Origin of the sequence: Pedobacter sp. KBW06 (assembly GCF_003852525.1) — a bacterium.
GTDB lineage: Bacteria > Bacteroidota > Bacteroidia > Sphingobacteriales > Sphingobacteriaceae > Pedobacter.
The window spans coordinates 914175-937325 of sequence record NZ_QAJL01000004.1; the positions used below are offsets into that span (position 1 = coordinate 914175).

Sequence of the window (23151 nt, forward strand, 5' to 3'; positions counted from 1 at the left end):
AAAATTTTTCATATAAAAACATATAAATTGAAGATCGCCACAGTGGCTATTCTTGCAATTCCTTTAATTGGGAGTATTTCTTCCTGCAAAAAGGATTTTTTGACGGCAGAGCCTGAGCTGACTTTGCCTGAAGCGGAAGCTTTTGCTAATCCGACCAGGATTCTGGCGCAGGTAAACGGACTCTATTTTTCGATCAAATCAGGTGCATTTTTAGGAGGACGATACCTCATTTATAATGACATCAGGGCCGAAGAATTCAGTAACCGGACCAGTAACGGGGTAACAGGACTGACCGTTTATCAAGGTACAAATGTTGCTTCCGATACGTATATCGCAAGATTATGGTCGCAGGGGTACATTACCATTAACCGGGTAAACTTGTTTCTTAAAGGGATGACTGACCATCCGGGGGTATTGACTCAGGCTGTCAGTGATAACTATGTGGCAGAGGCGAAGTTTTTAAGAGCATTGTCTTACTTCTCTTTAATACAAATCTTTGCCAAGCCATATTTGCTGGACAATGGTGCGTCCAGAGGCATGCCTTTACGCTTGCTTCCGGAAACAAACCTGCAGAATAACCGTTTAAAAAGCAGTTCTGTGGCAGCCATCTATGCCCAGGTCTTAAAAGACCTGAATGAGGCGGAAACAGGCTTGCCGAATACGCAGGGAGATGCCCTTGGAAATACCACAAGAGCACATAAAAATACGGCTATTGCCTTGAAAACCAGGGTTTATTTAGCTATGGGTAAATATGATAAGGTTATTGAAGAAGGAAATAAACTGGTCTCACAAACGGCTCCTTTTATTACGGTTGATGCGGCAAGGGTAGGTCATGCTCTACAGGCAAATGTTGTAAACGTTTTTGCGGCACCTTACACCACTTCTGAATCTATCCTTTCCTTTCCTTTTGCAGAGACAAACGTTCCAAATACTCAAAATCAACTTGGGTATTATTTCAATGTAGGGAATGGTAACCTGGAGTATTCTTTGAATATTACGGGAGCGGGAATTTATGCTGATCCTTCCTGGAGGGCCACTGATGCCAGAAAAACAGGGTTGACTGCCACTTCTTCTTTTGCAGGCAGAACTTATACTTATCCGACTAAATTTAAGGGGATCAATCCTTTCCTGGATTCGGCTCCGGTGATCAGGTATGCAGAGGTATTATTGAATCTTGCCGAAGCAGAAGCGCTGAATCCTGGTGGAAACCTGGTTCGTTCCAGAGCGTTATTGGATGCAGTTCGTAAACGTTCAGATCCAACTTACGATTTTGGTGTGCTGGCTACTTCTGCAGATCTGCTGGCTGCAATCCTGAAAGAAAGAAGAATCGAGTTCCTGACGGAAGGTATGCGCTATAATGACCTGGCGAGAAGAGTAGCGCCCATCCCATCATTTGGTGCTGGTTCGGTTTCTATTCCGGTAACAGATCCACGTTATACATTCCCGATTCCGCTTCAGGAAACAAATACAAATCCTGAAGTAAATAACATGTAGGGATTAAATGATTTTTAACAAAAAAGGCCGGTTTTTATAAAAACCGGCCTTTTTTGTTGCTTGCTTATCCAGCGTATATCCTTAAATATGCTTGTCGTAATTAACGGGTTTTCTCCCTTGCTAATCAGGCTTTATCTAAAAACTGATCTGTCTTTTTTTGCAAAAGCTTAGTTGCTGATGTTCTTTGCGGGTTTTTTATAAATACTTTAATGATACCTTTTTCTGTTCGACAGAGAGTCTTGCCTTTTTTCCGACAATTAAGGCCCTGTTGTCATCGATATGACCAACCGGAAAATTGAAACATACAGGGTATCCATATTCCTTTACCAGATCCAGAATCAACTGTTCGGGACTTGATCCGAATGGAATGTCTTCAGGTTTAATGCCAGTAAAAGCACCTACAATCAGGCCCTTTAACCGGGATAATTTGCCACTGCGCTTTAGCATCCACATCATTCGGTCTATGGCATATTCCTGTTCGCCAACATCTTCCAGGAACAAAATCTTATCTGTGTAATCTACTGCTGAAGCGGAGCCTTCGGTTGCCACCAACAGGGTTAGGTTTCCTCCTATGACAATGCCTTCTGCAATCCCTTCCAAATTTTTAAACCCGCTGTTATATTCGTAGGAAAGCGGTTCTCCGAATAGTACTTTCCTTAAGGACTCCAGTGATTCAGGAGAAGCATCCTCAAAAGTTTTAGGCATTTGTCCATGGATGCTTTGCGTATTCAGTACAGCTAAAAGATGAGAAAGCAAAATCGTGAGGTCGCTGAAACCGATGAGCCATTTGGGATCTTCTTTAAAACCGGTAAAATCAAGTTCGTCAATGATTCTAATGGTTCCGTACCCTCCTCTGGAAGCAATAATGGCGCGGATGTCAGGATCGTCCAAAAAGCTTTGAAGGTCTCTTGTGCGCTGTGCGTCAGTTCCGGCAAACTGATGGTATCCGGCATAAATGTTTTCTCCGGGAACAACTTCCAGTCCCCACTGCTCCAAAATCGCGATGGCACTATTAATGTCTCCTGGTAATTTCTTTGCTGGGGAAACGATTGCAATTTTGTCTCCTTTTTTTAAATGAGCTGGCTGTTTAATCATGGGTAAAACACTTATATTTGACAAAATAATAAAAATAGTTTTGGATAATAGTAAAATAAAGAGATATACGGTTACGGCCGCTTTGCCTTATACCAACGGACCAGTGCATATTGGACACTTAGCAGGTGTTTATCTACCTGCGGATACTTATGTAAGGTATCTGCGTTCGAATAAAAGAGATGTGAAATTTATCTGCGGATCTGATGAAAATGGTGTGCCCATTACCCTTAAAGCTAAAAGGGAGGGGGTAACTCCTCAGGTTATTGTTGATAAATACCATAAAATCATCGGTGATTCTTTTAAGGAATTCGGCGTTTCCTTTGATATTTATCACCGGACTTCCTCTTTAATGCACCATCAGACGGCTTCAGACTTCTTTGAAAACCTTTATGATAAAGGGGTGTTTACGGAAGAAGTGACAGAACAATACTACGATGAAAAAGCACAAACATTCCTTGCCGACAGGTACATTACCGGAACCTGTCCGAAGTGTGGAAATGAAAATGCTTATGGCGATCAATGTGAGAATTGCGGAAGTACCTTAAATGCGACCGATCTGATCAATCCTAAGTCTACTCTTTCAGGAGAAAAGCCGGTAAGGAAAGAAACTAAAAATTGGTTTTTACCGCTGGATAAATATGAAGGCCAGCTTAGAGCATATATAGAAAGCCATAAAGAATGGCGTCCGAATGTTTATGGACAATGTCAGTCATGGTTAAATGCAGGATTGCAGCCCCGTGCAATGACCAGGGATCTGGATTGGGGAGTAAAAGTTCCCGTTAAAGATGCTGAAGGTAAAGTGTTATATGTTTGGTTCGATGCGCCGATCGGTTATATTTCCGCAACAAAAGAATTGTTTGAGTATGCCCGTCTGGATGTCTGGAATCCTAAGGCTGAAGAATATTATATCAATAAAACAGGATTAATAAAGGGAAACTGGGAAGATTATTGGAAAGATGAAGAAACAAAATTGGTTCATTTCATCGGCAAAGACAATATCGTTTTCCATTGTGTGATTTTTCCGGCAATGTTAATGGCTCATGGTGATTATACCTTAGCGGATAATGTGCCTGCAAATGAGTTCCTGAATCTGGAAGGTCAGAAAATATCGACTTCTAAAAACTGGGCAGTCTGGTTAAATGAGTATTTGCTGGAATTCAAGGGTAAACAAGATGTATTACGTTATGTGCTAACTGCTACTGCCCCTGAAACTAAGGATAATGATTTTACCTGGAAAGATTTTCAGGCGAGAAACAACAATGAACTGGTTGCCATCTTAGGTAATTTCATCAACAGGGTGACGGTATTAACGCATAAATATTTTGGCGGTAAAGTGCCAATGCGCATGGAGGTTACTCCGGTTGATCAGGAGGTGATTGATGAACTTGCTGCTTTCCCGGCCAGAATCAGTGCGTCAATAGAAAATTACCGTTTCAGAGAAGCTTTATCTGAGGTGATGAACGTTGCCCGTCTGGGAAATAAATACCTGGCGGAAACGGAGCCCTGGAAAGTGATTAAAACGGATGAAGACAGGGTTCGTACGATTTTAAATATCAGCCTGCAAATTGCAGCAAACATAGAAATACTGATTGAGCCGTTTTTGCCTTTTACAGCCGATAAGCTAATGAAAATGCTGAATTATGGCGGTCATCAATGGGCTGATGCAGGCAGAGTAGATTTACTTCACCGCGGCCATCAGCTGAATGAGCCACAATTGCTGTTCGAAAAGATCGAGGATGAAGAAGTGCAGGCGCAAATTGATAAGTTGAACCAAAGTAAGGCAGATAATACAGTAAATAATGCTGTTGTTGCTCCTGCCAAGGAAAACATTCAATTTGAACAATTTGGTGCGATCGATATTCGTGTGGCTACCATTATTGCTGCTGAAAAGGTAGAAAAGACAAAGAAATTGTTGAAATTAACCCTGGATACGGGAATAGATGAACGGACTGTTGTATCTGGTATTGCCGAATATTTTAAACCGGAAGATATTGTAGGTCAACAGGTAAGCGTGGTTGTGAACCTGGCTCCCAGGGAAATTAAGGGAATTTTATCACAAGGAATGATATTAATGTCTGAAAATTCAGAAGGAAAACTTACTTTTGTGGCTCCTATACAAAACCATAGTAATGGCAGCGTAATAAAATAGGTACTGGTCCCGTAGTTCAACGGATAGAATAGAAGTTTCCTAAACTTTAGATATGAGTTCGATTCTCGTCGGGACCACTTTTTAAATGACTTGAGATGGCTTTCCTTTATAAGGAAGGCCATTTTTGTTTTTTGTGATTTATGTAGAGACATCTTTTAAATCTCCCTGTTGCCTTAAATGCCATGTTTTAAAGATGCTGGTCGCAACATCATCTGGATTGATTCCCAGTAATGTAATTGTTTTGTAATTTTTGCTTTCTCCTCATTTTATATCTGACGAATTAAAATACGCTATCTGATAATCAGGAGACTCAGCTCTTGTTTTTTTTTCATTTGAACTGTAAATTTCCTATTGGTTAAGATTATGTAGCTTAACTGCCAGAGTGGGTCTTAACATCCCAATGAAAATTGCCTGACCTATTGTACGCACTAACAAAAAAAATTATCAAAAGATTTTAAAGGCTTTTTTTGCGGCAATTGCTATATGCTTCTATTGTCCACTGAATTTAGCAGTTAATTTTTTTGAAATTAACGCTGATATCCTCTTGTGTTATCTTTTTTCTTTTTTGTGATGGTAAATGGGGCAAACATATCTTTGTATTTCCATTCCGGAATATGACGTTTAATAATAAAAATATTCCATAAAGTTGATTTTTTTGCAAAGAATAGCAAAATAAATTTGGCCATGTTATTAAGTTGCAGTATTATTGGTGAAAATTTAACTAACCTATTTTTAAATTATGAAAAAACTTCTACAAAGTTTGTTCATCTTGTTGTTCGTTGCTACCTCAGCAATGGCCCAAGAGCGGACAATTACAGGTACGGTTACTTCAAAAGAGGATAAATTACCAATCCCGGGAGTAAGTGTAAAGGTAAAAGGTACAAAAAGTGGTACTGTAACAGGATCGAACGGAAAATACTCTGTTCAGGTTCCTGCAGGCGCAACAGAACTGGAATTCACCTATCTAGGTTTCGAGAGACTAAGTAAAGCAATTGGTGGCTCAACAGTAGATGTTGTTTTATCCCCGGATTCAAAAGTCTTAACCGAAGTTGTTGTAACAGCCCTTGGTATTAAAAGACAGGCGAGCTCACTTGGTTACGCAACTCAAATTGTTAAAGGTGACGAGGTTGCTCAAAAATCAGATCCCAACCTTTTGAATACTTTACAAGGAAAAGTGACTGGTGTGAACATTACAAGTTCTTCTGGCGCGCCAGGATCGTCTACCAACATTAACATTAGAGGGGTAACTTCGTTCAACGGAAATAACCAGCCCCTAATTGTTGTGGATGGAATTATCTTTAACAATGGTGTAGATAATACACAAAATACATTGTTTGGTTCTCAGCCTTCTGGTCGTCTTTCTGATGTTGATCCGGAAAGTATTGCTACCATCAACGTGTTGAAAGGTCCTGCTGCATCTGTTTTATATGGTTCAAGAGCTTCTGCTGGTGTAATTGTAATTACAACTAAAGACGGTTCAGGAATGAAAGGTAAAACTGAAGTAACATTCAGCTCTTCACTAAATTTACAAAATGCAAGTTACCTTCCTAAATTTCAAAATGAGTACGGTCAGGGAACGCAGAATAATTTTGTGGAAAACAGCACCAATTCATGGGGACCAAAATTCGGTACTATGCCAACGGTTACGACCAGTTATGCAGGAGTAGTACCTTACCAGGCATATCCTAACAATATAAAAGATTTTTATAAACAAGGTTCGATCTTACAGAACAGTTTGAATATCGCCGGTGGTGATAAGGATAAAAATTTTGTTGTGAATTTGGGTAGTACCTTACAGAGTGGAATTATTGACCATTCTAAATACCAAAGACATAACGTTCAGGTTGGTGGAAATACCAAACTAAGAAACGGTATCAAATTGGGTGGAACAATTACTTATGTAAAAAGTTTTACAAAGAACACAATTGCAGGTAACGGTGGAAGTGCCTTTGGTCAGATCAGCAGAATTCCTCGTAGTTATGATTTAAGCGGAGCTCCGTACAAAAATGACCTTGGAAATAGTATCTATTTCTTACCAGGACAAAATCACCCGAAATGGTCGCTTGAAAACGAATACCTGGATAACAGAATTGACCGTGTATTCGGTAATACTTCGATCAGTTATGACATTGCTGATTGGATTAACGTTGGCTATAGAATTACAGCGGATGTATACCAGGATGATAAAAATGCAATCAACAGACTGGGTGCAGCAAGAAATCCAGGTGGACTTCTAGGCGAATCAGGTATACTAAGAGGTGAATATAATGGTGATTTGTTGATCAATATGAAAAAGAACAACGTATTCACTGACGGATTAAATGCAAGCCTCTTGTTAGGACAGAACATCAACCAAAGAACACTAAGAGCTTCTGAAGTAGTTGCTGAAGGCTTGGTTATCCCTGGTTTTGATAACGTGAGTAACGGTACCGTATTCACAAATTCAAGTGCTACAAGAGAAATGAGAAGATTAGTTGGGCATTATGCACAGTTGTCTTTGGACTATAAATCTTATTTGTTCATGGAGCTTTCAGGAAGAGCAGATATGTCTTCTACATTGCCAACAAATAAAAATACTTACTTCTATCCATCAGTTGCCGTAAGTTTTGTGCCTACTGAAGTATTCAACATCAAATCAGATGTGCTTTCTTACTTGAAAATCAGAGGTAACGTGGCAAGGGTAGGTAGGGATGCTGATCCTTATTTATTGAATTCTGTGTATGTTAAATCTAGTTATGGTAACAACACCGCATCAATTAACTTCCCTATGTCAATCGGCGGAAACAGTATTCCTGGATTTGGTGCGAGCACCAGAATCGGTTCTCCTGATTTAGGACCTGAGTTCGTTACTTCATATGAAGGTGGATTTAATATTGGATTATTGAAAAGCAGAGTAAGTGTTGATTTTACTTATTTTGATACACGTAGTACAAATCAGATCTTTAACGTTGCAGTGTCTAACTCATCAGGATATGATACCAGAACAACTAATATCGGAGAAATGAGAAATAGGGGAATTGAGTTGCAATTAAATGCAACCCCTGTAAGATCATCTGATTTTAGCTGGGATGTGAGCATGAACTTCACAAGAATCAGAAATAAAGTTTTATCTATTGATGAAGGTGTAGATAATGCCCCGATTGCAGGTAATGCATTCGTTGGTATCAACCCTTCAATAAAAGTTGGATATCCTTATGGTGTGATTATTTCTACTGCAAACGCCAGAACTCCAAATGGAGAGCTGTTGGTTAACGGATTAACTGGTGCTTTTGCTCCAGGAGTTCCAAATAGCGTGGTTATGAGTCCTCAGAAAGATTATACACTTGGAATCAGCAACAGGTTTACTTATAAAGGATTAACATTGTCTGCTTTATTTGACATCAATAAAGGAGGTCAGATCTATTCATTTGGTCAAACAGATATGCGTGGAGGAGGTCAGATAGAAATGACTGCTAAAGACAGAGATCAACCAAGAATTCTTCCAGGTGTAATTGCAAATGGAGATGGTACCTACAGAAAAAATAATATCCAGGTATCAGCTCAGACTTACTGGGCAGGATTAGGCGGTTTGGCTTCCGAAGGAGCGGTATTTGATGCAACTTCATACAGATTGAGAGAAGTTGGTCTTGCTTATTCTTTACCGGCTAAATTGTTAACCAAAACTCCTTTTGGTCAGGTAAGCTTAGGATTTAGCGCAAGAAATCTTTGGTTATTTGCTCCTGGATTCCCTCAGGATCCTGAGACTAATAGCTCTGGTGCAGGTAATATCCAAGGTGTGGACTTTAATGGTATGCCTTCAACCAAAAATTACGGATTTAATCTTAAAGTAACCTTCTAGAAAAAACGATTATGAAATATATAAGAGTTAATAAAATTTTATCATTTTGTGCCATTGCAGCTTTAGCTTTGAGCACATCATCCTGCAAAAAGTTTCTGGATGTTAATGACACCCCAAATAACCCTCTGGCTATTCCTCCTAATGTGGCTTTGCCGGGAGCGATCGTTGGTTCCGCATTTGCGAATAACAATGAATTGAACAGATTTGGTTCTGTACTGATCGATGTGACTTCAGGCGCAGCTGGTAGCCCTTTAAGATGGGATAGATATAATACTGATGGAGATGATTTTGGAAATCAATGGCGCTTTGAGATTTATGATGGTGCATTGGTTAACTATAAAAAAATCATCGAAAGCGAAGGCAAATACCAGTCTCCGGTTTATTCAGGGATCTCGAAAATAATGATGGCTTATACTTTTGGTATGACTACCGATTGTTGGGGAGATATTCCATATTCTGATGCATTGAAAGGAAATGGAGCTACTCAGCCAAAGCTGGATACTCAAAAAGACATTTATTTGGGTGCGGCAGGTATTCAGAGTTTATTTGATCTGGTAAAAGATGGAATGAAAGATTTGGATAAGAAAGGATTGCTTATCCCTAAAACTGACGATGTGGTTTATGGAGGAGATATTGTGAAGTGGAAAAAGGCGGGAAATACCCTCTTACTTAAACTGGCTCTTCAGATCAGTTTAGTGGAACCGGCAAAAGCAAAAGCGATTATCGATGAAGTTTTAGCTTCTGCTGATTCTTACATCAAGAGTAATAGCGAAAATTTAGAAGTTAAATTTGGTGCCTCAGTTGGAAGCAGAAGTCCAGTGTATGAGTATACAAGAATCAGTTCATTTAGAACAGATCAATTGATCAGTACACGTTTCTTAACTAAATTACAATCGACAAATGATCCAAGGCTAACTGCTTTCATTACTAAACCGGGAGCCAATTATGTAACTGTTGATAATGGTTTCGCTGGAACTGTTCCTGGATTTGATACCCGTTCGCAGTTCGGTAATTATGTAACCGGAATAAATGGCGAAGGTCCTGTAAGATTAGTTTCTAACTGGCAAAGGGCATTTATTCTTGCAGAAGCAGTATTGAGATTAGGTACTGCTGGTGATGCTCAGGCATTGTATACTGAAGGTATCACTGCATCAATGCAATCAGCAGGAGTAAGTGGCACGGATATTACAGCTTTCTTGACTGCAAATCCTACCATTGCGACTTTAAGCGGGACTAATGAAGCGAAAATCAAACAGATTATAGATCAAAAGTATATATCTTTAGTTGGAAATGGTTTTGAACAATGGACTGACTGGAGAAGAACTGGTTATCCTGACCTACCGGCACACCAGAATGCGGTTGGTATCGACGGAACCCGTCCGGTGAGATTGCAATATATCACTCAGGAAATACAACGTAATCCTAATTTCAAAACAGGTATTTTACCAAACGTGAAAGTTTGGTGGGATGTAAACTAATTAACATATGAAAAATATATATATAATACTGGCTTTGTTGCTGACTATTGGAGTGACAAGCTGCAAAAAAAAATACGGAGAGTTTTATAAGGACAATTTACCTGAAACACCTGTCACCTTTCCAGGAACGACTACCTTTGGGTTTAATCCTTATATTTCTATAACCGCTGCCGATTTGAATGCACCAATTAAATTTACTTTAGCAATTCCAGATAGTTCACCAAGAACTATAAAAGAAATTACAAAAGTATTAGCAGGAGGTACAGCTATTCAGCCGGGTTCGGTTACTACAGCTACTTACATTGCAGCGCCTATTGCTGGTAATGGAAAGACTGCAGTTTTTCAAACAACGCTAACTGCTTTCAAGGCTTCTTCAGCAGCTAACGCTGCCTTGATTAACACGAAAACTCCGGAGATTGCTTTTATATTTTTAGTAACCTTAGATAATGGCGAAACCATTATTCCGGTACAGGTGAGGGCAAGAGTAACCTACTAGGTTTCTTTAGCGCTTTAGATAAGATCAATGGGATTTGAGTTTTAACTCAAATCCCATTTTTTTTGATCGATAGTTTGGTGTTTTGCTTTAAGCCGGATACCGTTTTTTTAACCTTAATGGTCTTTTGATTGCACTATTGTTGAGTGATGGTTAAAAGTCTAACTTGCAAATAAAACGAAGTCATGGAATATATCCTGGGAATAGATATTGGGACAGGCAGTACGAAGGCAGTTGTACTTAATCTGAATTATGAACCTTTAGATTCTTTCCAGGAGTATTATTCGACTTATTCGTCCCTCCCAGGGTATAGTGAACAGGATCCAGAAGACATTTGGACTGCTTTTAAAGCCTGCATTACAGAGATGACCAATAGATGCGGAGGAATACCGGTTGCAATCGGATTGAGCAGTGCAATGCACAGTTTAATCAGTGTAGATGAAGATGGCATTGCTCTCGCACCGATGATGACCTGGGCGGACTCGCGGAGCTCCGAAATAGCGACCAGGATCAGAACCTCTGAACAAGGAATGATCATTTATAAGAAAACGGGAACGCCAATCCATGCCATGTCGCCACTCTGCAAGATCATCTGGCTGTATGAACATCAGCGGGAACTGTTTGATCGGACTTACAAATTTATTTCCATTAAGGAGTACATCTGGTATCGCTTATTTAAAGAATTTAAAATTGACCATTCGATTGCCTCCTGTACCGGTTTATTCGATGTGGAATATTTAAGCTGGAACGAAGATGCCTTGCTGATGGCAAAGATTACGACGGATCGTTTGTCTGCGCCGGTCAGTACGAGCTATAATATGAAGGATGCCTCGGGAGTAATATTTGTTATCGGTGCAAGTGACGGGTGTTTGGCAAACCTTGGAACTGAGGCGATAGAACCAGGTGTTTCAGCACTTACAATAGGAACGAGTGGTGCGGTTCGGATCGCGAGCACAAAACCAATCTTTAACGAGAGGGCTATGACCTTCAGCTATCTCTTAGATGAAGATACCTATATTTGCGGAGGCCCGGTGAACAATGGCGGAATAGCGCTTCAATGGTTCCTTAAAAGTACGTTGGGTAAGGACGAATTATCTACTGCCGACTATACTTTGTTTTTTGAAAAAGTAAAGGCTGCAACAGCAGGGAGTAAGGGCCTGATCTTTCTGCCTTATCTGACCGGAGAGCGTGCCCCAATATGGGATTCCGAAAGTTGTGGGACCTTTTTTGGTCTTCGGCTTCATCATCGGCAGGAGCAATTTTCAAGGGCTGTTTTGGAGGGGATTTGTTATGCCCTTAATGAAGTTCTCCTGGCAGTAGAGCAATATTCAGAAGAGATTAAACAAATCAATGTGAGTGGTGGATTTGTTCATTCCAGGATCTGGATGGAAATATTGGCAGATATCACAGGAAAAGAAATTGTACTGTTGCAAACAGAAGACGCCTCCGCTCTTGGCGCTGCATACCTGGCCATAAGGGCAATTGGATTATCTCAAGTGTACCCATTCTCTGTAAGAGAGAAACAAAGAATTACCCCAAACCCAGAGAATCATGCGCTGTATAAAAAGATATTCATGATCTATCAGCAATTGTATCCAAATCTTAAAGGCAGCATGCATGAACTCGATGGCCTGAATATTGGTGATTAAAAATTCATTTTTCTATATACTTTTTTTCCTGACGACAAGAACCACTTATTAGTTTTGCGAGGCCAATTCTGGTTGCGCTTCTATAGGCTTTTTGATCCCCTTACAGAGGCAGGCATCATCGTACTACGGTATGTGGCTGGAAATAGTCAAGATTTACGAAATCCGTTTCATTATGATACCAAGCTATTCAGAATGGTAAAATCGCATTAGATGTTGTTTTATTTAAAATAGTTCTAAATAGGAATAGGGGGAAATCCTGAGTTATGATAATTCTATAGAGTAAGAGCACATTAAATGGCTTAAACTAAGAGAAAGGAATAAAAGCAAATGGTATAATTATACTCCCCCCTTAATACTATAAAATAGAACCTGGCAGTTTGTATCTGTCAGGTTTACCTCAACTAAATGAGGTTTATTTCTAAATAGATTATCACTTAAAAGCAATGAAAATTAAATCACTTTTTGTTACTGGAATCCTCTGTGCCTATATATTTCGTCCATGTCGTTTAAAAAGATAACTGTATGCCTGAAGCTTCTCAATTGCGATTTGCACAGCGTATTGGGTTTTTGTCTCTTGCTGCCGGAAAGCCCGAAGGGTAACACCGCAAAAAGAAAAGTAAAAATAATATCGCAACCCTAATTTTAAATGATCCTCAATATATGAAAGCAGTACTGTCCTTTTTATGTTTGTTTATTTGTGCGCTGTATGTTCATGCTCAGCCTCACCGTATTACCGGCCGGCTGGTAGATGAAAAAGAGAAGCCTGTTGGCTATGCCGGCATTTATCTTTTTAAATCTCCGGATTCACTAAAGGTGACCACGGCAATGACTGATTCCATGGGCTATTTTCACCTGAACGGAGTTCCCAAAGGAAGCTATAAAGTTAAGATCAATTACATTGGATATTTGAGTTATACCAGCCATGTATTAGACCTAAGCGGACCGCATCAGGTTCTTTCCTTAGGGAATATTAAGTTGCTGGAAGACAGTCGTCTGCTTCATACGGTAGAAATTGCTGCTTCCAGGCCATTGCTCGAGCAGCGACTGGACAGAATGGTGATGAACGTCGAAAACAGTGTCCTTAGCCAGGGAAGTACGGCTTTGGAATTGTTATCAAAGGCACCTGGTGTAACGATTGATGACAATGGGGAAATTAGTTTGAAGGGCAGAGCGGGAACTACGGTTATGATCAATGGAAAGCTGACTTATTTATCAGGCAGCCAGTTGGCAAATCTGCTTCGTGGAACAGCATCCAATACCGTGTCCAGAATAGAAATTATGGCAAATCCTTCAGCGCGCTATGATGCAGCAGGTAAGGGAGGAATTATTAATATCCTGCTTAAGAAAAATGTAAAAACAGGATTGAATGGAAATGTTTCGGTTAACGGCGGAGCCGGAAGAGGGGCCCGCCTTGGTGGAGGGACAGATCTCAATTACCGAACAGAGAAAATCAATATCTTTGGTAATTACAATTACTTTTTCCAGAATTTAAAAGGAAATACCAATACCGACCGCACGTTTTTTGCGGAGCAGTCTGCCATACAGACGCCTTCGCGAATTTCCCGGCAGGAAACGATCGAAACGGCAAAATTACGGTCCCAGAATTTTCGCGCTGGCCTGGATGTGTTTCTCAATGAGAAAAATACCCTGGGCTTTCTGATCAATGGTGGGGTAGGAAAATATCCTTCTCTTCAAAAGACAAAAAACATTTTATACAATGGGATCGGGAATGAACAGTTATGGGATACCAGGACACTGACCGAAGGAAAAGAAAGATGGGAAGACATGCTTTACAATGTGAATTATCTGCATCGTTTTGATGATAAGGGACACGAACTTACGCTGGATATGGATTACGTGAGCCATTTCTCTAAAATGGATCAGCAATTGGATACACGGTACATGGATCCGTCAGGAGTAACACTACGGACACCAGGTTCCCGTCGTGGAGATCTTCCTTCCAACAATGACATTTATGTAGCTAAACTGGATTACACTTTGCCACTGGGAAGCTCGGGAAAGCTGGAAAGTGGCTGGAAAGCTAGTTCCGTGCACACGGAGAATAACCTGAAATATGATACCTTGAAGAATGAAATTTATCTGCCGGATGCGGGTACCAGCAACCATTTTAAGTACAAAGAGCAAATCCAGGCAGGCTATGTTAACCTGAAATATGCTTTTGGAAAATTCAGCTTTCAGGTAGGCCTGAGAGGTGAGTATACTTTCACCCGTGGACATCAGATGACCACGGATTCTTTAGTCACGCGGGAATATTTTAAAATGTTTCCCAGCGTCTTCCTGAATCAGGAACTTGGTGAAAACCATAAATTACAAATCGGTTACAGTAAGAGGATTGAACGTCCAAGTTATTGGGACCTGAATCCTTTCCGGATATATGTTGACCCTTTCAGCTATCAGGAAGGAAATCCTTATCTGCAGCCGGCGATTGTGAACTCCTTTGAGCTGGGATATAGCTTTAAGTCGAAATACCATGCAAACCTGACTTATAGTCGGAGTAATGATGTGATCAGTAATATTGTAGGTGGTTCGGGAGCACAGAATATGACCTTTTTGAAACCCGAAAATCTGGCCACTTTTGTTAACTATGGATTGAGCATTACCGGTTCAACCGATTTTACCGCCTGGTGGACAGGAACGCAGTTTGCCAATCTGTTTCGCAATGAATTTACAGTAAATGATAAGGGGTCAGAAACGGCTTTGAAAGGAAACACGCTCACCTTTGATTCACAAAACTCTTTTAAAATAGGGCAGGGTTGGAAAGCCGAACTTAATGGTTTGTATCGTTCTAAAGAGCTATCCGGTGTTTTCAGTACCAGGGGTTATTATATGGTTTCTGCAGGGGCGAAAAAGGAATTGATGCAGGGGAAGGCAAGTCTCAATCTAATGGTTAATGATATTTTTAAGAGCGCTCAATATAAGCAATCTGCCAATTACGGAGGAATTAAGACTTACAGCTATGAACGTCCCGATAGCCGATCGGTAATTCTTTCCTTCTCTTATCGTTTTGGATCAGGTCCTGCTGCCGGCAAAGCACGCAGTACGGGAAGCCAGGAACTTAAGAACAGAATAAAATAAAATGGCAGGGGGGGCTAGTTGATGAAAGAGTAACAGTGTTTCTTCTCGCCCTCCAGTCTTTGCTTCTCCAGGAGGCCACAACGATGAAATCTGTTCAAACAAAGTTGTACTGTAGCGATACTGATTTTTACACCCTCTCTTTTAAGGGTCATCCAAAGTTCTTCGGTATTGATAACCACCTGTTCAGTATACAGAAACTCAAGTAATAAGCGATCAAATGGAGTCAGATAGGATCCTTTCGCATTTTCCGCTCTTAAAAGTACCTCTGCTAATTTATCGGTATTGCAGTCATTCTGATCAACAGTTATCTCTTCTTCCGGTAAATTTAATTGTTCATTCTTCATATTCAATCCAGCTCTTATATACTATTATCATGAGCGGTGTTTTTCCCCTATGTTATTTAGAATAAATTTAAATAATTGACCATAATGAAAACGAATGCTCAAATGTATACCGTTGTGTATCATGAGCAGGCAGAATGGCACTCTTGTCAGATCGTTTCAGGAAATAATATGCTTAGGTTTAATAAGTTGCTTAAAGCAGGTCGAAATCGTTTTTGAGGTTCATGACCAGGGCCGGAGGCATGTCCATAAGTACATGGTTTTCTATGACCAGAAGTTTGTCCTTTTTGAGGGGATAATAGGCAAGAAGGTATTTCTGTCCTTTTTTCAGGCAGATCTTTTTGCTGATTTGCTGCCCGTCGGATGTGGTATATTGTACTTCGGTATATTTATCCTGAGCAGAAGTGTTGCTGAGCATCATGTTACCTGAAAGCTGGATATTGATGTCGTTATCTATTTGACTTTGCATTCTTACTTTGCTGTTTGATCCGAGTTTCATCAACAGGCCCTCGAATTCTTTTTCTAAGAAAGGTTGGGAACTGTCGGATTGAAAGACCATTTGCTGACTGGATTGAAGCGTTTGCTTTTGGGAGAAAACAAGGAGCGCGCTGATCAGGATTAAGCTCGCCGCAACAGAACCCCATAGCGTGTATATTTTGTATTTTCGGAAACGATCCTGTTTTTGATTTTCGCCCTGGATTTGTAACCAAATGCGGGAGTCAGAACCCTCTTCAATACCAATTTCGGGAAGGTCATCATCTTCGTCCGCACCCTCAAGCCACTGCTGATAAGCTATCCACTCTTCTTTCGAAGCGTCGCCTGATAAGCATTTTTTTAGTGTTTCCGGGTTCATAATTATGGGATTGTTATTATAGTATTATCACGACAAGGGCTTGTCCCCTATGTATTTAGATCATTTAACTGATAGGATATTGTTCAAGTCCCTTTCGTATAAATTTTAAGGCTTTAGTCAGTTGATTTTCCACTGTTTTCTCAGAAATCAAGAGATTTAATGCAATTTCCCGATTGTTGAGTCCTTCATTACGGCTGAGTTCATAAACGGCTTTGCAGCGCTGAGGAAGCAGGTTAACCAGCTTGTCAATTTCGGCTCTCAAAAAAGTATATAATATTTGTTCTTCTGTATGGGAGTCGGAATTGTTCTGTCTGCTTAGTAATTCATCCATTTTCTTAGTCTTTCGGATTTCATCACTATAGCTTCTTGCAATCCGGAAACGAACCGCGCGGACGAGGTAGTTTTCTACCGTTTCCTCTTCCAATAGAATCTTATCTTTTCGCTGCCAGATAGAGGTGAAAACTTCCTGAACAAGTCCTTCAGCACGGTAAACATCCCCTATGTATTTATAGGCCAATTGATATAATTTCTTCCAATAGGTTTGGTAAAGATGAAAGAATGAGGTTTCATCAATTTTGATCTGTCCTTTTGAAGGAGATGTAGGTTGTCCTGACACGATTTAAGTTGATTAAGCGGCAAAGTTAACATAATTTAGAATGATTAAAAATTAGACAGAAAAGAATTGAAGGTAATGCCGCTCTGATATCGATCATTTTGTTCGATATCGACCGTTTTTTATTTTCATTAAATCTATAACATTTTGATTATTAGGTTTTTGTGTGTGGCACATCCTTTGGATACCCTTTGCTAAAATATAAGCAATGGACAAAAATATCGAACAGCAGGTGTTATCAGGCAAGAAGAGGAAAACAATGCGCTATCTACTTTTGGGAGCGATGCTGCTGGGCGCTGTTATTTTTGTTATACGCTATAGTTTGGGATCTACCCTCCGTCAGTCGGAAATTACGACAGCAATTGTTAGCCGGGGTGATATTGAAAATACCATCAATGCTTCCGGGGAAGTCCTGCCGGAATTTGAAGAAGTAATCAGCAGTCCTATCGCTGCATCTGTTCAAAAAGTCTTGTTAGATGCCGGGAGCAGGATAGCAGCAGGCCAGTCCATCCTCATGCTGGATAAATCTGCTGCTCAAATGGAGTATGAGAAATTGAAGTTCCAGCTGGAATCGAAACAAAATGACATCCGCAAAATAAAACTGGACCTGGATAAGAGTTTCTACGACATCAAATCGAATAATAACATCAAGCAATTGCGAATCAATAGTCTGAAAGCATCAGTAGAAAATGCGAAGAGATTGTTAAAGGCCGGGGGTGGTACACGTGAAGATGTAGAGCAGGCTGAGTTAAATCTTAAGGTTGCGCAGTTGGAAAAACAACAATTGGAAAATGAGATCAGCAGTAAGCAGCAAAGCATGCGCCTGCAGATGAAAGAGGTAGAATTGGCGGCGAGTATCCAGCAAAATGACCTGGACGTGCTCAGTCGAAAACTAAAGCAGGCAAATATTCAGGCCAGCCGGAATGGGGTGGTGACCTGGGTGAATAAAAATATTGGAGCTGCAGTTCAGCCGGGGGAAGTGTTGGCCAGGATTGCGGACCTTTCAGGTTTTAAAGTAAAAGGAACAATTTCCGATAATAATATTGATTTGTTGAAGAGTGGTATGACTGCAATTATTCGAATCGGAGAAACTCAGGTCAGGGGAAAAGTGGTGAACATCTATCCATCGGTTCAGAATGCAACAGTATCATTCGATATTAAACCGGATAGCAGCAATAACAAGTTGTTCCGTCCAAACCTGAAAGCAGACGTGTTTTTAGTAACTGATCAGCATCAACAGGTATTAAGGGTTAACAATGGCCCTGCTTTTCAAGGAACACCGTCACAGTATATTTATGTTTTGAAGGATGGAGTCGCCAGTCGGAAATTGGTGCAGATCGGCTTAAGTAATTTTGATTATGTGGAGTTGAAAGACCAGTTGAAAGAGGGGGATGTGATCATTACCTCAGATCTGAAAGAATTTAAGAATAGCAGTCAGATTAATATTAAAAAATAAGAGAAGGATGAAAACACGCTATATTTTCTTTTTGAGCCCTTTCATTGCGCTGTTTAAGCAAGTCTCAGCACAATCTACAGATACACTCAGGCTTAATCTGACAGAAGTAGTTGCAATGGCAAAAGAGAAATCCATTGCCTCAAAACAAGCTGCTACCTTAAAAGAAACGCGCTATTGGGAATGGATGACATATAAATCTAACTATCAGCCTCAGCTATCATTAAAAGGAACCTTGCCAGGCTATAGCAAGTCTTCTATTGCCGTTCAACAGCCAGACGGTACGATCGACTTCCGGCAAGTGAGGAATAATAACTCTTCACTGGACCTTTCTTTTAGTCAGCGCATTGCACAGACAGGAGGAACAATTTTTGGAACAACCTCCCTGCAACGATTTGATGATTTTGACCGGAATAGTACCATTTACAACGGAGTTCCTTATGGTATTGGTTATACACAGCCGTTGTTTCAGTTTAATACCTTAAAATGGGACCGCAGAATAGAGCCATTAAAGTACCATGAAAGTCAACAGGCTTACATTGAATCCATGGAACAGATCTCAATAAATGCCAGCAATTATTTCTTTGAATTGTTGTTGGCGCAGGTAGATCTGCAGATTGCAGAAACCAATAGGCGGAATACCGGTTCTATTCAGCAAATAGCAAATACGAAATTTGAGATGGGGAAGGTCTCTAAAAATGAGATCCTTCAATTACAGCTGGAAGCATTGAAGGCAGAGAAGGCTGTGGGAATTGCAAAGCGCGATATGGAGGTGGCTACCTATAACCTTAAAACTTATACCGGTTTGCAAAGTACGGATAAGATTAAGCTTTCTTTACCTCAGGCAACTGTAGCGATGAAGGTTGTGGTAGAGCAGGCACTAAAAGAAGCTTTTCAAAACCGCTCAGATGCCATAGCCTTTGGCAGGCGTTTGGAAGAAGCAAGAAGGGATGTGGCAAAGGCCAAAGGAGATAATGGGCTGAATGCGACTCTAAACGCTAAACTGGGCTTTTCAAAAAGCGGAAGGAGCATCAGCAGTGTTTACCAGAGCCCAAAAGACCAGCAATTGCTGGAGCTGACGCTGGAAATTCCAATTCTGGATTGGGGACGTCAGCAATCAAGAAAGAAAACAGCGCTGGCTAATCAGCAGTTTACCCAGTATTCTGTTGAGCAGGACAAGCAGAACTTTACGCAAAAGATCATCACCGAGGTAAATCTATTTGAGATGATGAAAGATCAGATTGCCTTGAACGCTAAAGCAGAGCAGATCGCCTCGGAGAAGTACCAGATTGCAAAGGAGCGATATGTGCTTGGAAATTTGAGCATCACAGATCTGAGCATTGCCTTCCAGGAAAACGATCAGGCAAAACGGGATTATATCAATTCTTTACGTGATTTTTGGGGTGCCTACTATCAGCTCCGCTATTTATCCCTGTTTGACTTCGAAAAAAATGAGAGAATAAAAATATAACATACACAAGATATGATACAATTAAAAAACATTGAGAAGGTTTACCGTACAGATACGGTAGAAACGCAGGCATTAAATAACATTAGTCTTCAGGTAGAGAAGGGAGAGTTTCTTTCTATCATGGGACCTTCAGGTTGTGGAAAAAGTACGTTGCTAAATCTGATGGGATTGTTAGATGCGCCTTCCAAAGGAGATGTGATCATTGATAGTCAGCAGACGCTTCAGTTGAATGACCGGAAGCTTGCCCATTTCAGAAATAGCAAGATCGGTTTTATTTTTCAGAGTTATCACCTGATCAATGACCTTCAGGTGGTGGATAATGTAGAACTGCCCCTGCTATACCGGAATTCAAGTGCGAAAGAGCGAAGGACGCTGGCGCTGGAGGCCCTGGAAAAGGTGGGATTAAGCAATAGGGTTAAACATTTTCCAACACAACTTTCTGGTGGACAGAAACAAAGAGTGGCAATTGCCCGTGCCATCGTAGGCAAACCGGAGATTATTCTTGCGGATGAGCCTACAGGAAATCTGGACAGTGCGATGGGAAATGAAATCATGAACATTCTGCTGGAATTAAACAGGATAGATGGCACTACAATAGTCATGGTTACCCACGACCCCAATATGGCTCAACGTACGCATCGCCTACTGCGTCTATTTGATGGATCACAAGTTCAATAGGGAGAATAGATATGTTAAAAAATTATTTTAAAATCGCTATAGCCGTGTTGAAGAGAAGAAAGTTCTTCACCTTCATCAGCTTATTTGGGATCAGCCTAACACTGACTATCCTGATTGTGCTAACTGCTTTTCTGGACGTTTTGACGAGCCCTGCCTATCCCGATGTGAACCGCTCAAAGGAACTGTTCATTAACAGAATTGTATTGAAGTCTAATAAGGAAAACTACACTTCTCAAAGCCCGGCCAGCTTTTATTTCGTGAACAATTTTGTGTCTAAGATGAAGACTCCGGAAAAAATTGCCATTCATACCGGACGGAATACAACCAATGCCTATCAGAATAATAAAAAAATGGAGGTAGAGCTCATGCATACCAATGTTTCTTTCTGGGAAGTTTACCAATTTGAATTTGTAGAAGGAAAAGCCTTTAATGCCCAGGATTTAGAAAATGCGGCTCAGGTGGCGGTAATTTCTGCAGATACCCGAAGCAAATATTTTGGTGAAGGGGCGCTTGCTCTCGGAAAATATGTGGAAGCAAATAATATTAAATACAGGGTAATTGGCGTGGTTAAAAGTGCACCTGCGACTATGATCTACGCTAATTCGGACATTTATCTTCCTTATACATTGGCGAAGTCAGGACTTAAAGGAACATCATTGATGGGAGAATATATGGTCACCCTGCTTGCGAGGTCAACGGCAGACCTGCCTTTAATCAAAGAGGAATATAGCCAGTTACTGAAAAAGGTACCGCACCCCGAGAAAAATCAGGAGATTCTTTTGAGTTATCCGGACAGCTACCTGGAAAGCTTTACCAGAGAGATCTTCGGTAAAGGGGAGGGTTCTGGTAAGGACCGCTTTTTTCTGATGATTGGTATTTTTGTCTTTCTCTTTATGTTGTTGCCGACGATCAATCTGGTAAACATTAATGTCAGCAGAATCATGGAAAGGTCTTCGGAAATCGGCGTTAGAAAAGCATTTGGTGCTTCAAGCAGTACCCTGGTTGGACAATTTATCGTAGAAAATATGATCCTGACGATACTGGGTGGAATTTTGGGTGTTCTTTTATCTCTTCTTGTCATTTTCGTGCTGAATTCCAGTAACCTGATTAGTCATATGAATTTAACTATCAACCTGACGGTATTGGGTTATAGCCTGCTGGCTTGTCTGGTATTCGGTCTGATGTCCGGGGTTTATCCAGCCTGGAGAATGTCTAAACTAAATGTCGTTACGGCATTAAAAGCCAATAATTAAAAATCTAAAAGATATGCTTAAGCATTTATTCAAATTGATCTGGAATAAAAAGAAGGAGAATTTCCTGTTGATTTCAGAGGTCCTGATTTCCTTTATGGTCATCTTCGCCGTATTTACACTGTTGGTTCACAATTACCGGAATTACAAACTGCCGAGAGGGTTTGACTATGAGCAGGTGTGGTCTGTGAGTTTGGGAGACTTGGGGGAAAGCAAGGATAAAGATTCTGTGGGACTGATGCACGAGAATCTAAGAAACGCATTAAAAAGCCTTCCTCAGATCAAAGAGTTGAGCTTTACTTCGTCCAATGTGCCGTTTTCAAGCAGCATGTACCGGACAAGGGTTAGCTATAAAGGAAAAGAACTGAATACGGATATCTACCGTACAGAAATGTCGTATAAGGAGGTACTTCAAATGCAGCTGGTTTCAGGAAGATGGTTTTCTGCGGAGGACAATGCTTCGGCAAAAAAATCATTAATTATTGACAAATGTGGTAAGGAGCAGCTATTTGGATCAGGAGAGGCCATAGGAAAAATGATTTCCCTCGACGGAGAAGAGCAAAAAGTGATCGGTGTGGTGGAAAGCTTTAAGGATAAGAGTGATTTTAAAGCGCCTGAGCCGGCTATCTTTACCCGGATTGATACCGGTAATATAAAAAATATTGCCAATATTTTAATCCGTGTTACGGCAGGAGCAGATGCGACATTTGAAGGTAAAGTGTATAAACTGATCGCTTCTACGATGAAAAGTTCGAATTTGGAAATTAAACATTTATCGGATCTCCGGAGCAGTAAGAACAAGGAGACCACGATTCCCATGATTATCTTTTTCATTGTCGCGGGCTTTCTGATTTTTAACGTTGCGCTCGGAATATTTGGGGTATTGTGGTATAATATCAATAAAAGAAGGGGAGAGATTGGGCTCAGAAGGGCAATTGGAGCAACAGCCTCATCGGTATCGGGACAATTGGTTGGTGAAGCCGTAGTTCTGGCAACTTTTTCTCTGATCATCGGATCCTTTTTTGCCATTCAGTTTCCGTTGTTGAATGTTTTTGATCTACCGGCATCTGTTTATCTGACGGCACAATTCCTGGCGATAGTATTCATCTATTTGCTGGTGATTTTGTGTGCCTTGTATCCGGGGAAACAAGCTGCTGCGATCTATCCTGCTGTTGCATTGCATGAAGAATAAAGATACTT

At 40.6% G+C, this 23151-nt stretch carries 17 protein-coding genes and 1 tRNA gene; 13 read left to right on the top strand and 5 right to left on the bottom strand.

All coding sequences use genetic code 11. The features are described 5' to 3' along the window. The first annotated feature begins 27 nt into the window (after positions 1–27). Entirely contained in the window at positions 28–1494 is a 1467-nt protein-coding gene (locus DBR43_RS26060; RefSeq protein WP_233603220.1) for a RagB/SusD family nutrient uptake outer membrane protein, read from the top strand. Between the two features lie 195 nt (positions 1495–1689). Here the strand turns inward: DBR43_RS26060 and DBR43_RS26065 are convergent, their stop codons facing one another. Next, positions 1690–2589, bottom strand: a complete 900-nt coding sequence (locus DBR43_RS26065; RefSeq protein WP_124586243.1) for an LD-carboxypeptidase — start codon at positions 2587–2589, stop codon at positions 1690–1692. Between DBR43_RS26065 and metG the strand changes: the two genes are divergently transcribed. Next, complete coding sequence (gene metG, locus DBR43_RS26070; protein ID WP_124586244.1) at positions 2588–4738, top strand: methionine--tRNA ligase; 2151 nt, start codon at positions 2588–2590, stop codon at positions 4736–4738. The genes DBR43_RS26065 and metG overlap by 2 nt on opposite strands. Positions 4739–4743: 5 nt before the next feature. After that, a tRNA-Arg gene (locus DBR43_RS26075) sits at positions 4744–4815 on the top strand. A 450-nt stretch (positions 4816–5265) separates the two neighbouring features. On the opposite strand, the gene DBR43_RS33055 is transcribed toward DBR43_RS26075, so the two are convergent. Then, complete coding sequence (locus tag DBR43_RS33055) at positions 5266–5424, bottom strand: hypothetical protein (RefSeq protein ID WP_158622596.1); 159 nt, start codon at positions 5422–5424, stop codon at positions 5266–5268. A 53-nt stretch (positions 5425–5477) separates the two neighbouring features. On the opposite strand from DBR43_RS33055, the gene DBR43_RS26080 reads away from it, so the two are divergent. The 5 genes from DBR43_RS26080 (at position 5478) to DBR43_RS26100 (ending at position 15292) form a co-directional block, all read left to right on the top strand. Next, positions 5478–8576 carry a SusC/RagA family TonB-linked outer membrane protein gene (locus tag DBR43_RS26080; protein ID WP_124586245.1) on the top strand — a complete coding sequence of 1033 codons (3099 nt, stop codon included), beginning with the start codon at positions 5478–5480 and terminating at the stop codon, positions 8574–8576. 11 nt (positions 8577–8587) lie between these two features. Beyond that, a complete protein-coding gene (locus DBR43_RS26085) occupies positions 8588–10054 on the top strand; it encodes a SusD/RagB family nutrient-binding outer membrane lipoprotein (RefSeq protein ID WP_124586246.1) in 1467 nt (488 codons plus the stop codon). A gap of 7 nt (positions 10055–10061) precedes the next feature. Further along, on the top strand, positions 10062–10550 hold the full coding sequence (locus DBR43_RS26090) for a hypothetical protein (RefSeq protein ID WP_124586247.1): 489 nt from the start codon (positions 10062–10064) through the stop codon (positions 10548–10550). Between the two features lie 182 nt (positions 10551–10732). Beyond that, entirely contained in the window at positions 10733–12196 is a 1464-nt protein-coding gene (locus tag DBR43_RS26095) for a gluconokinase (RefSeq protein WP_124586248.1), read from the top strand. A 660-nt stretch (positions 12197–12856) separates the two neighbouring features. Then, positions 12857–15292: a TonB-dependent receptor gene (locus DBR43_RS26100; protein WP_124586249.1), complete on the top strand. Its 2436-nt coding sequence runs from the start codon at positions 12857–12859 to the stop codon at positions 15290–15292. A gap of 14 nt (positions 15293–15306) precedes the next feature. On the opposite strand, the gene DBR43_RS26105 is transcribed toward DBR43_RS26100, so the two are convergent. The 3 genes from DBR43_RS26105 to DBR43_RS26115 form a co-directional block, all read right to left on the bottom strand. Beyond that, entirely contained in the window at positions 15307–15636 is a 330-nt protein-coding gene (locus DBR43_RS26105; RefSeq protein ID WP_124586250.1) for a transcriptional repressor, read from the bottom strand. Between the two features lie 190 nt (positions 15637–15826). Then, positions 15827–16486 carry a hypothetical protein gene (locus DBR43_RS26110; RefSeq protein WP_124586251.1) on the bottom strand — a complete coding sequence of 220 codons (660 nt, stop codon included), beginning with the start codon at positions 16484–16486 and terminating at the stop codon, positions 15827–15829. Between the two features lie 64 nt (positions 16487–16550). Continuing rightward, positions 16551–17102 (bottom strand): RNA polymerase sigma-70 factor, encoded by a 552-nt coding sequence (locus DBR43_RS26115; RefSeq protein WP_158622597.1) that lies wholly within the window; start codon positions 17100–17102, stop codon positions 16551–16553. Positions 17103–17307: 205 nt separating this feature from the next. Here DBR43_RS26115 and DBR43_RS26120 point away from each other — a divergent pair, with 205 nt between their 5' ends. The 5 genes from DBR43_RS26120 to DBR43_RS26140 are packed head-to-tail and all read left to right on the top strand — an operon-like array spanning position 17308 to position 23143. Further along, positions 17308–18555, top strand: a complete 1248-nt coding sequence (locus DBR43_RS26120) for an efflux RND transporter periplasmic adaptor subunit (protein WP_124586253.1) — start codon at positions 17308–17310, stop codon at positions 18553–18555. A 7-nt stretch (positions 18556–18562) separates the two neighbouring features. Continuing rightward, a complete protein-coding gene (locus DBR43_RS26125; RefSeq protein ID WP_124586254.1) occupies positions 18563–20023 on the top strand; it encodes a TolC family protein in 1461 nt (486 codons plus the stop codon). Between the two features lie 12 nt (positions 20024–20035). After that, positions 20036–20701 carry an ABC transporter ATP-binding protein gene (locus DBR43_RS26130; protein ID WP_124586255.1) on the top strand — a complete coding sequence of 222 codons (666 nt, stop codon included), beginning with the start codon at positions 20036–20038 and terminating at the stop codon, positions 20699–20701. 11 nt (positions 20702–20712) lie between these two features. Next, the gene (locus tag DBR43_RS26135; protein ID WP_124586256.1) at positions 20713–21954 is read left to right on the top strand and encodes an ABC transporter permease; all 1242 of its coding nucleotides are present in this window, start codon (positions 20713–20715) and stop codon (positions 21952–21954) included. A 13-nt stretch (positions 21955–21967) separates the two neighbouring features. Next, positions 21968–23143, top strand: coding sequence for an ABC transporter permease (locus DBR43_RS26140; RefSeq protein ID WP_124586257.1), 1176 nt, complete (start codon positions 21968–21970; stop codon positions 23141–23143). Positions 23144–23151 lie beyond the last annotated feature (8 nt).

Coding starts and splice junctions, on each gene's coding strand:
- DBR43_RS26100 (WP_124586249.1), top strand. CDS start 12,857: ATGAAAGCAGTACTGTCCTTTTTATGTTTGTTTATTTGTGCGCTGTAT.
- DBR43_RS26140 (WP_124586257.1), top strand. CDS start 21,968: ATGCTTAAGCATTTATTCAAATTGATCTGGAATAAAAAGAAGGAGAAT.
- metG (WP_124586244.1), top strand. CDS start 2,588: ATGGGTAAAACACTTATATTTGACAAAATAATAAAAATAGTTTTGGAT.
- DBR43_RS26130 (WP_124586255.1), top strand. CDS start 20,036: ATGATACAATTAAAAAACATTGAGAAGGTTTACCGTACAGATACGGTA.
- DBR43_RS33055 (WP_158622596.1), bottom strand. CDS start 5,424: ATGGCCAAATTTATTTTGCTATTCTTTGCAAAAAAATCAACTTTATGG.
- DBR43_RS26095 (WP_124586248.1), top strand. CDS start 10,733: ATGGAATATATCCTGGGAATAGATATTGGGACAGGCAGTACGAAGGCA.
- DBR43_RS26080 (WP_124586245.1), top strand. CDS start 5,478: ATGAAAAAACTTCTACAAAGTTTGTTCATCTTGTTGTTCGTTGCTACC.
- DBR43_RS26110 (WP_124586251.1), bottom strand. CDS start 16,486: ATGAACCCGGAAACACTAAAAAAATGCTTATCAGGCGACGCTTCGAAA.
- DBR43_RS26125 (WP_124586254.1), top strand. CDS start 18,563: ATGAAAACACGCTATATTTTCTTTTTGAGCCCTTTCATTGCGCTGTTT.
- DBR43_RS26065 (WP_124586243.1), bottom strand. CDS start 2,589: ATGATTAAACAGCCAGCTCATTTAAAAAAAGGAGACAAAATTGCAATC.
- DBR43_RS26135 (WP_124586256.1), top strand. CDS start 20,713: ATGTTAAAAAATTATTTTAAAATCGCTATAGCCGTGTTGAAGAGAAGA.
- DBR43_RS26120 (WP_124586253.1), top strand. CDS start 17,308: ATGGACAAAAATATCGAACAGCAGGTGTTATCAGGCAAGAAGAGGAAA.
- DBR43_RS26085 (WP_124586246.1), top strand. CDS start 8,588: ATGAAATATATAAGAGTTAATAAAATTTTATCATTTTGTGCCATTGCA.
- DBR43_RS26090 (WP_124586247.1), top strand. CDS start 10,062: ATGAAAAATATATATATAATACTGGCTTTGTTGCTGACTATTGGAGTG.
- DBR43_RS26105 (WP_124586250.1), bottom strand. CDS start 15,636: ATGAAGAATGAACAATTAAATTTACCGGAAGAAGAGATAACTGTTGAT.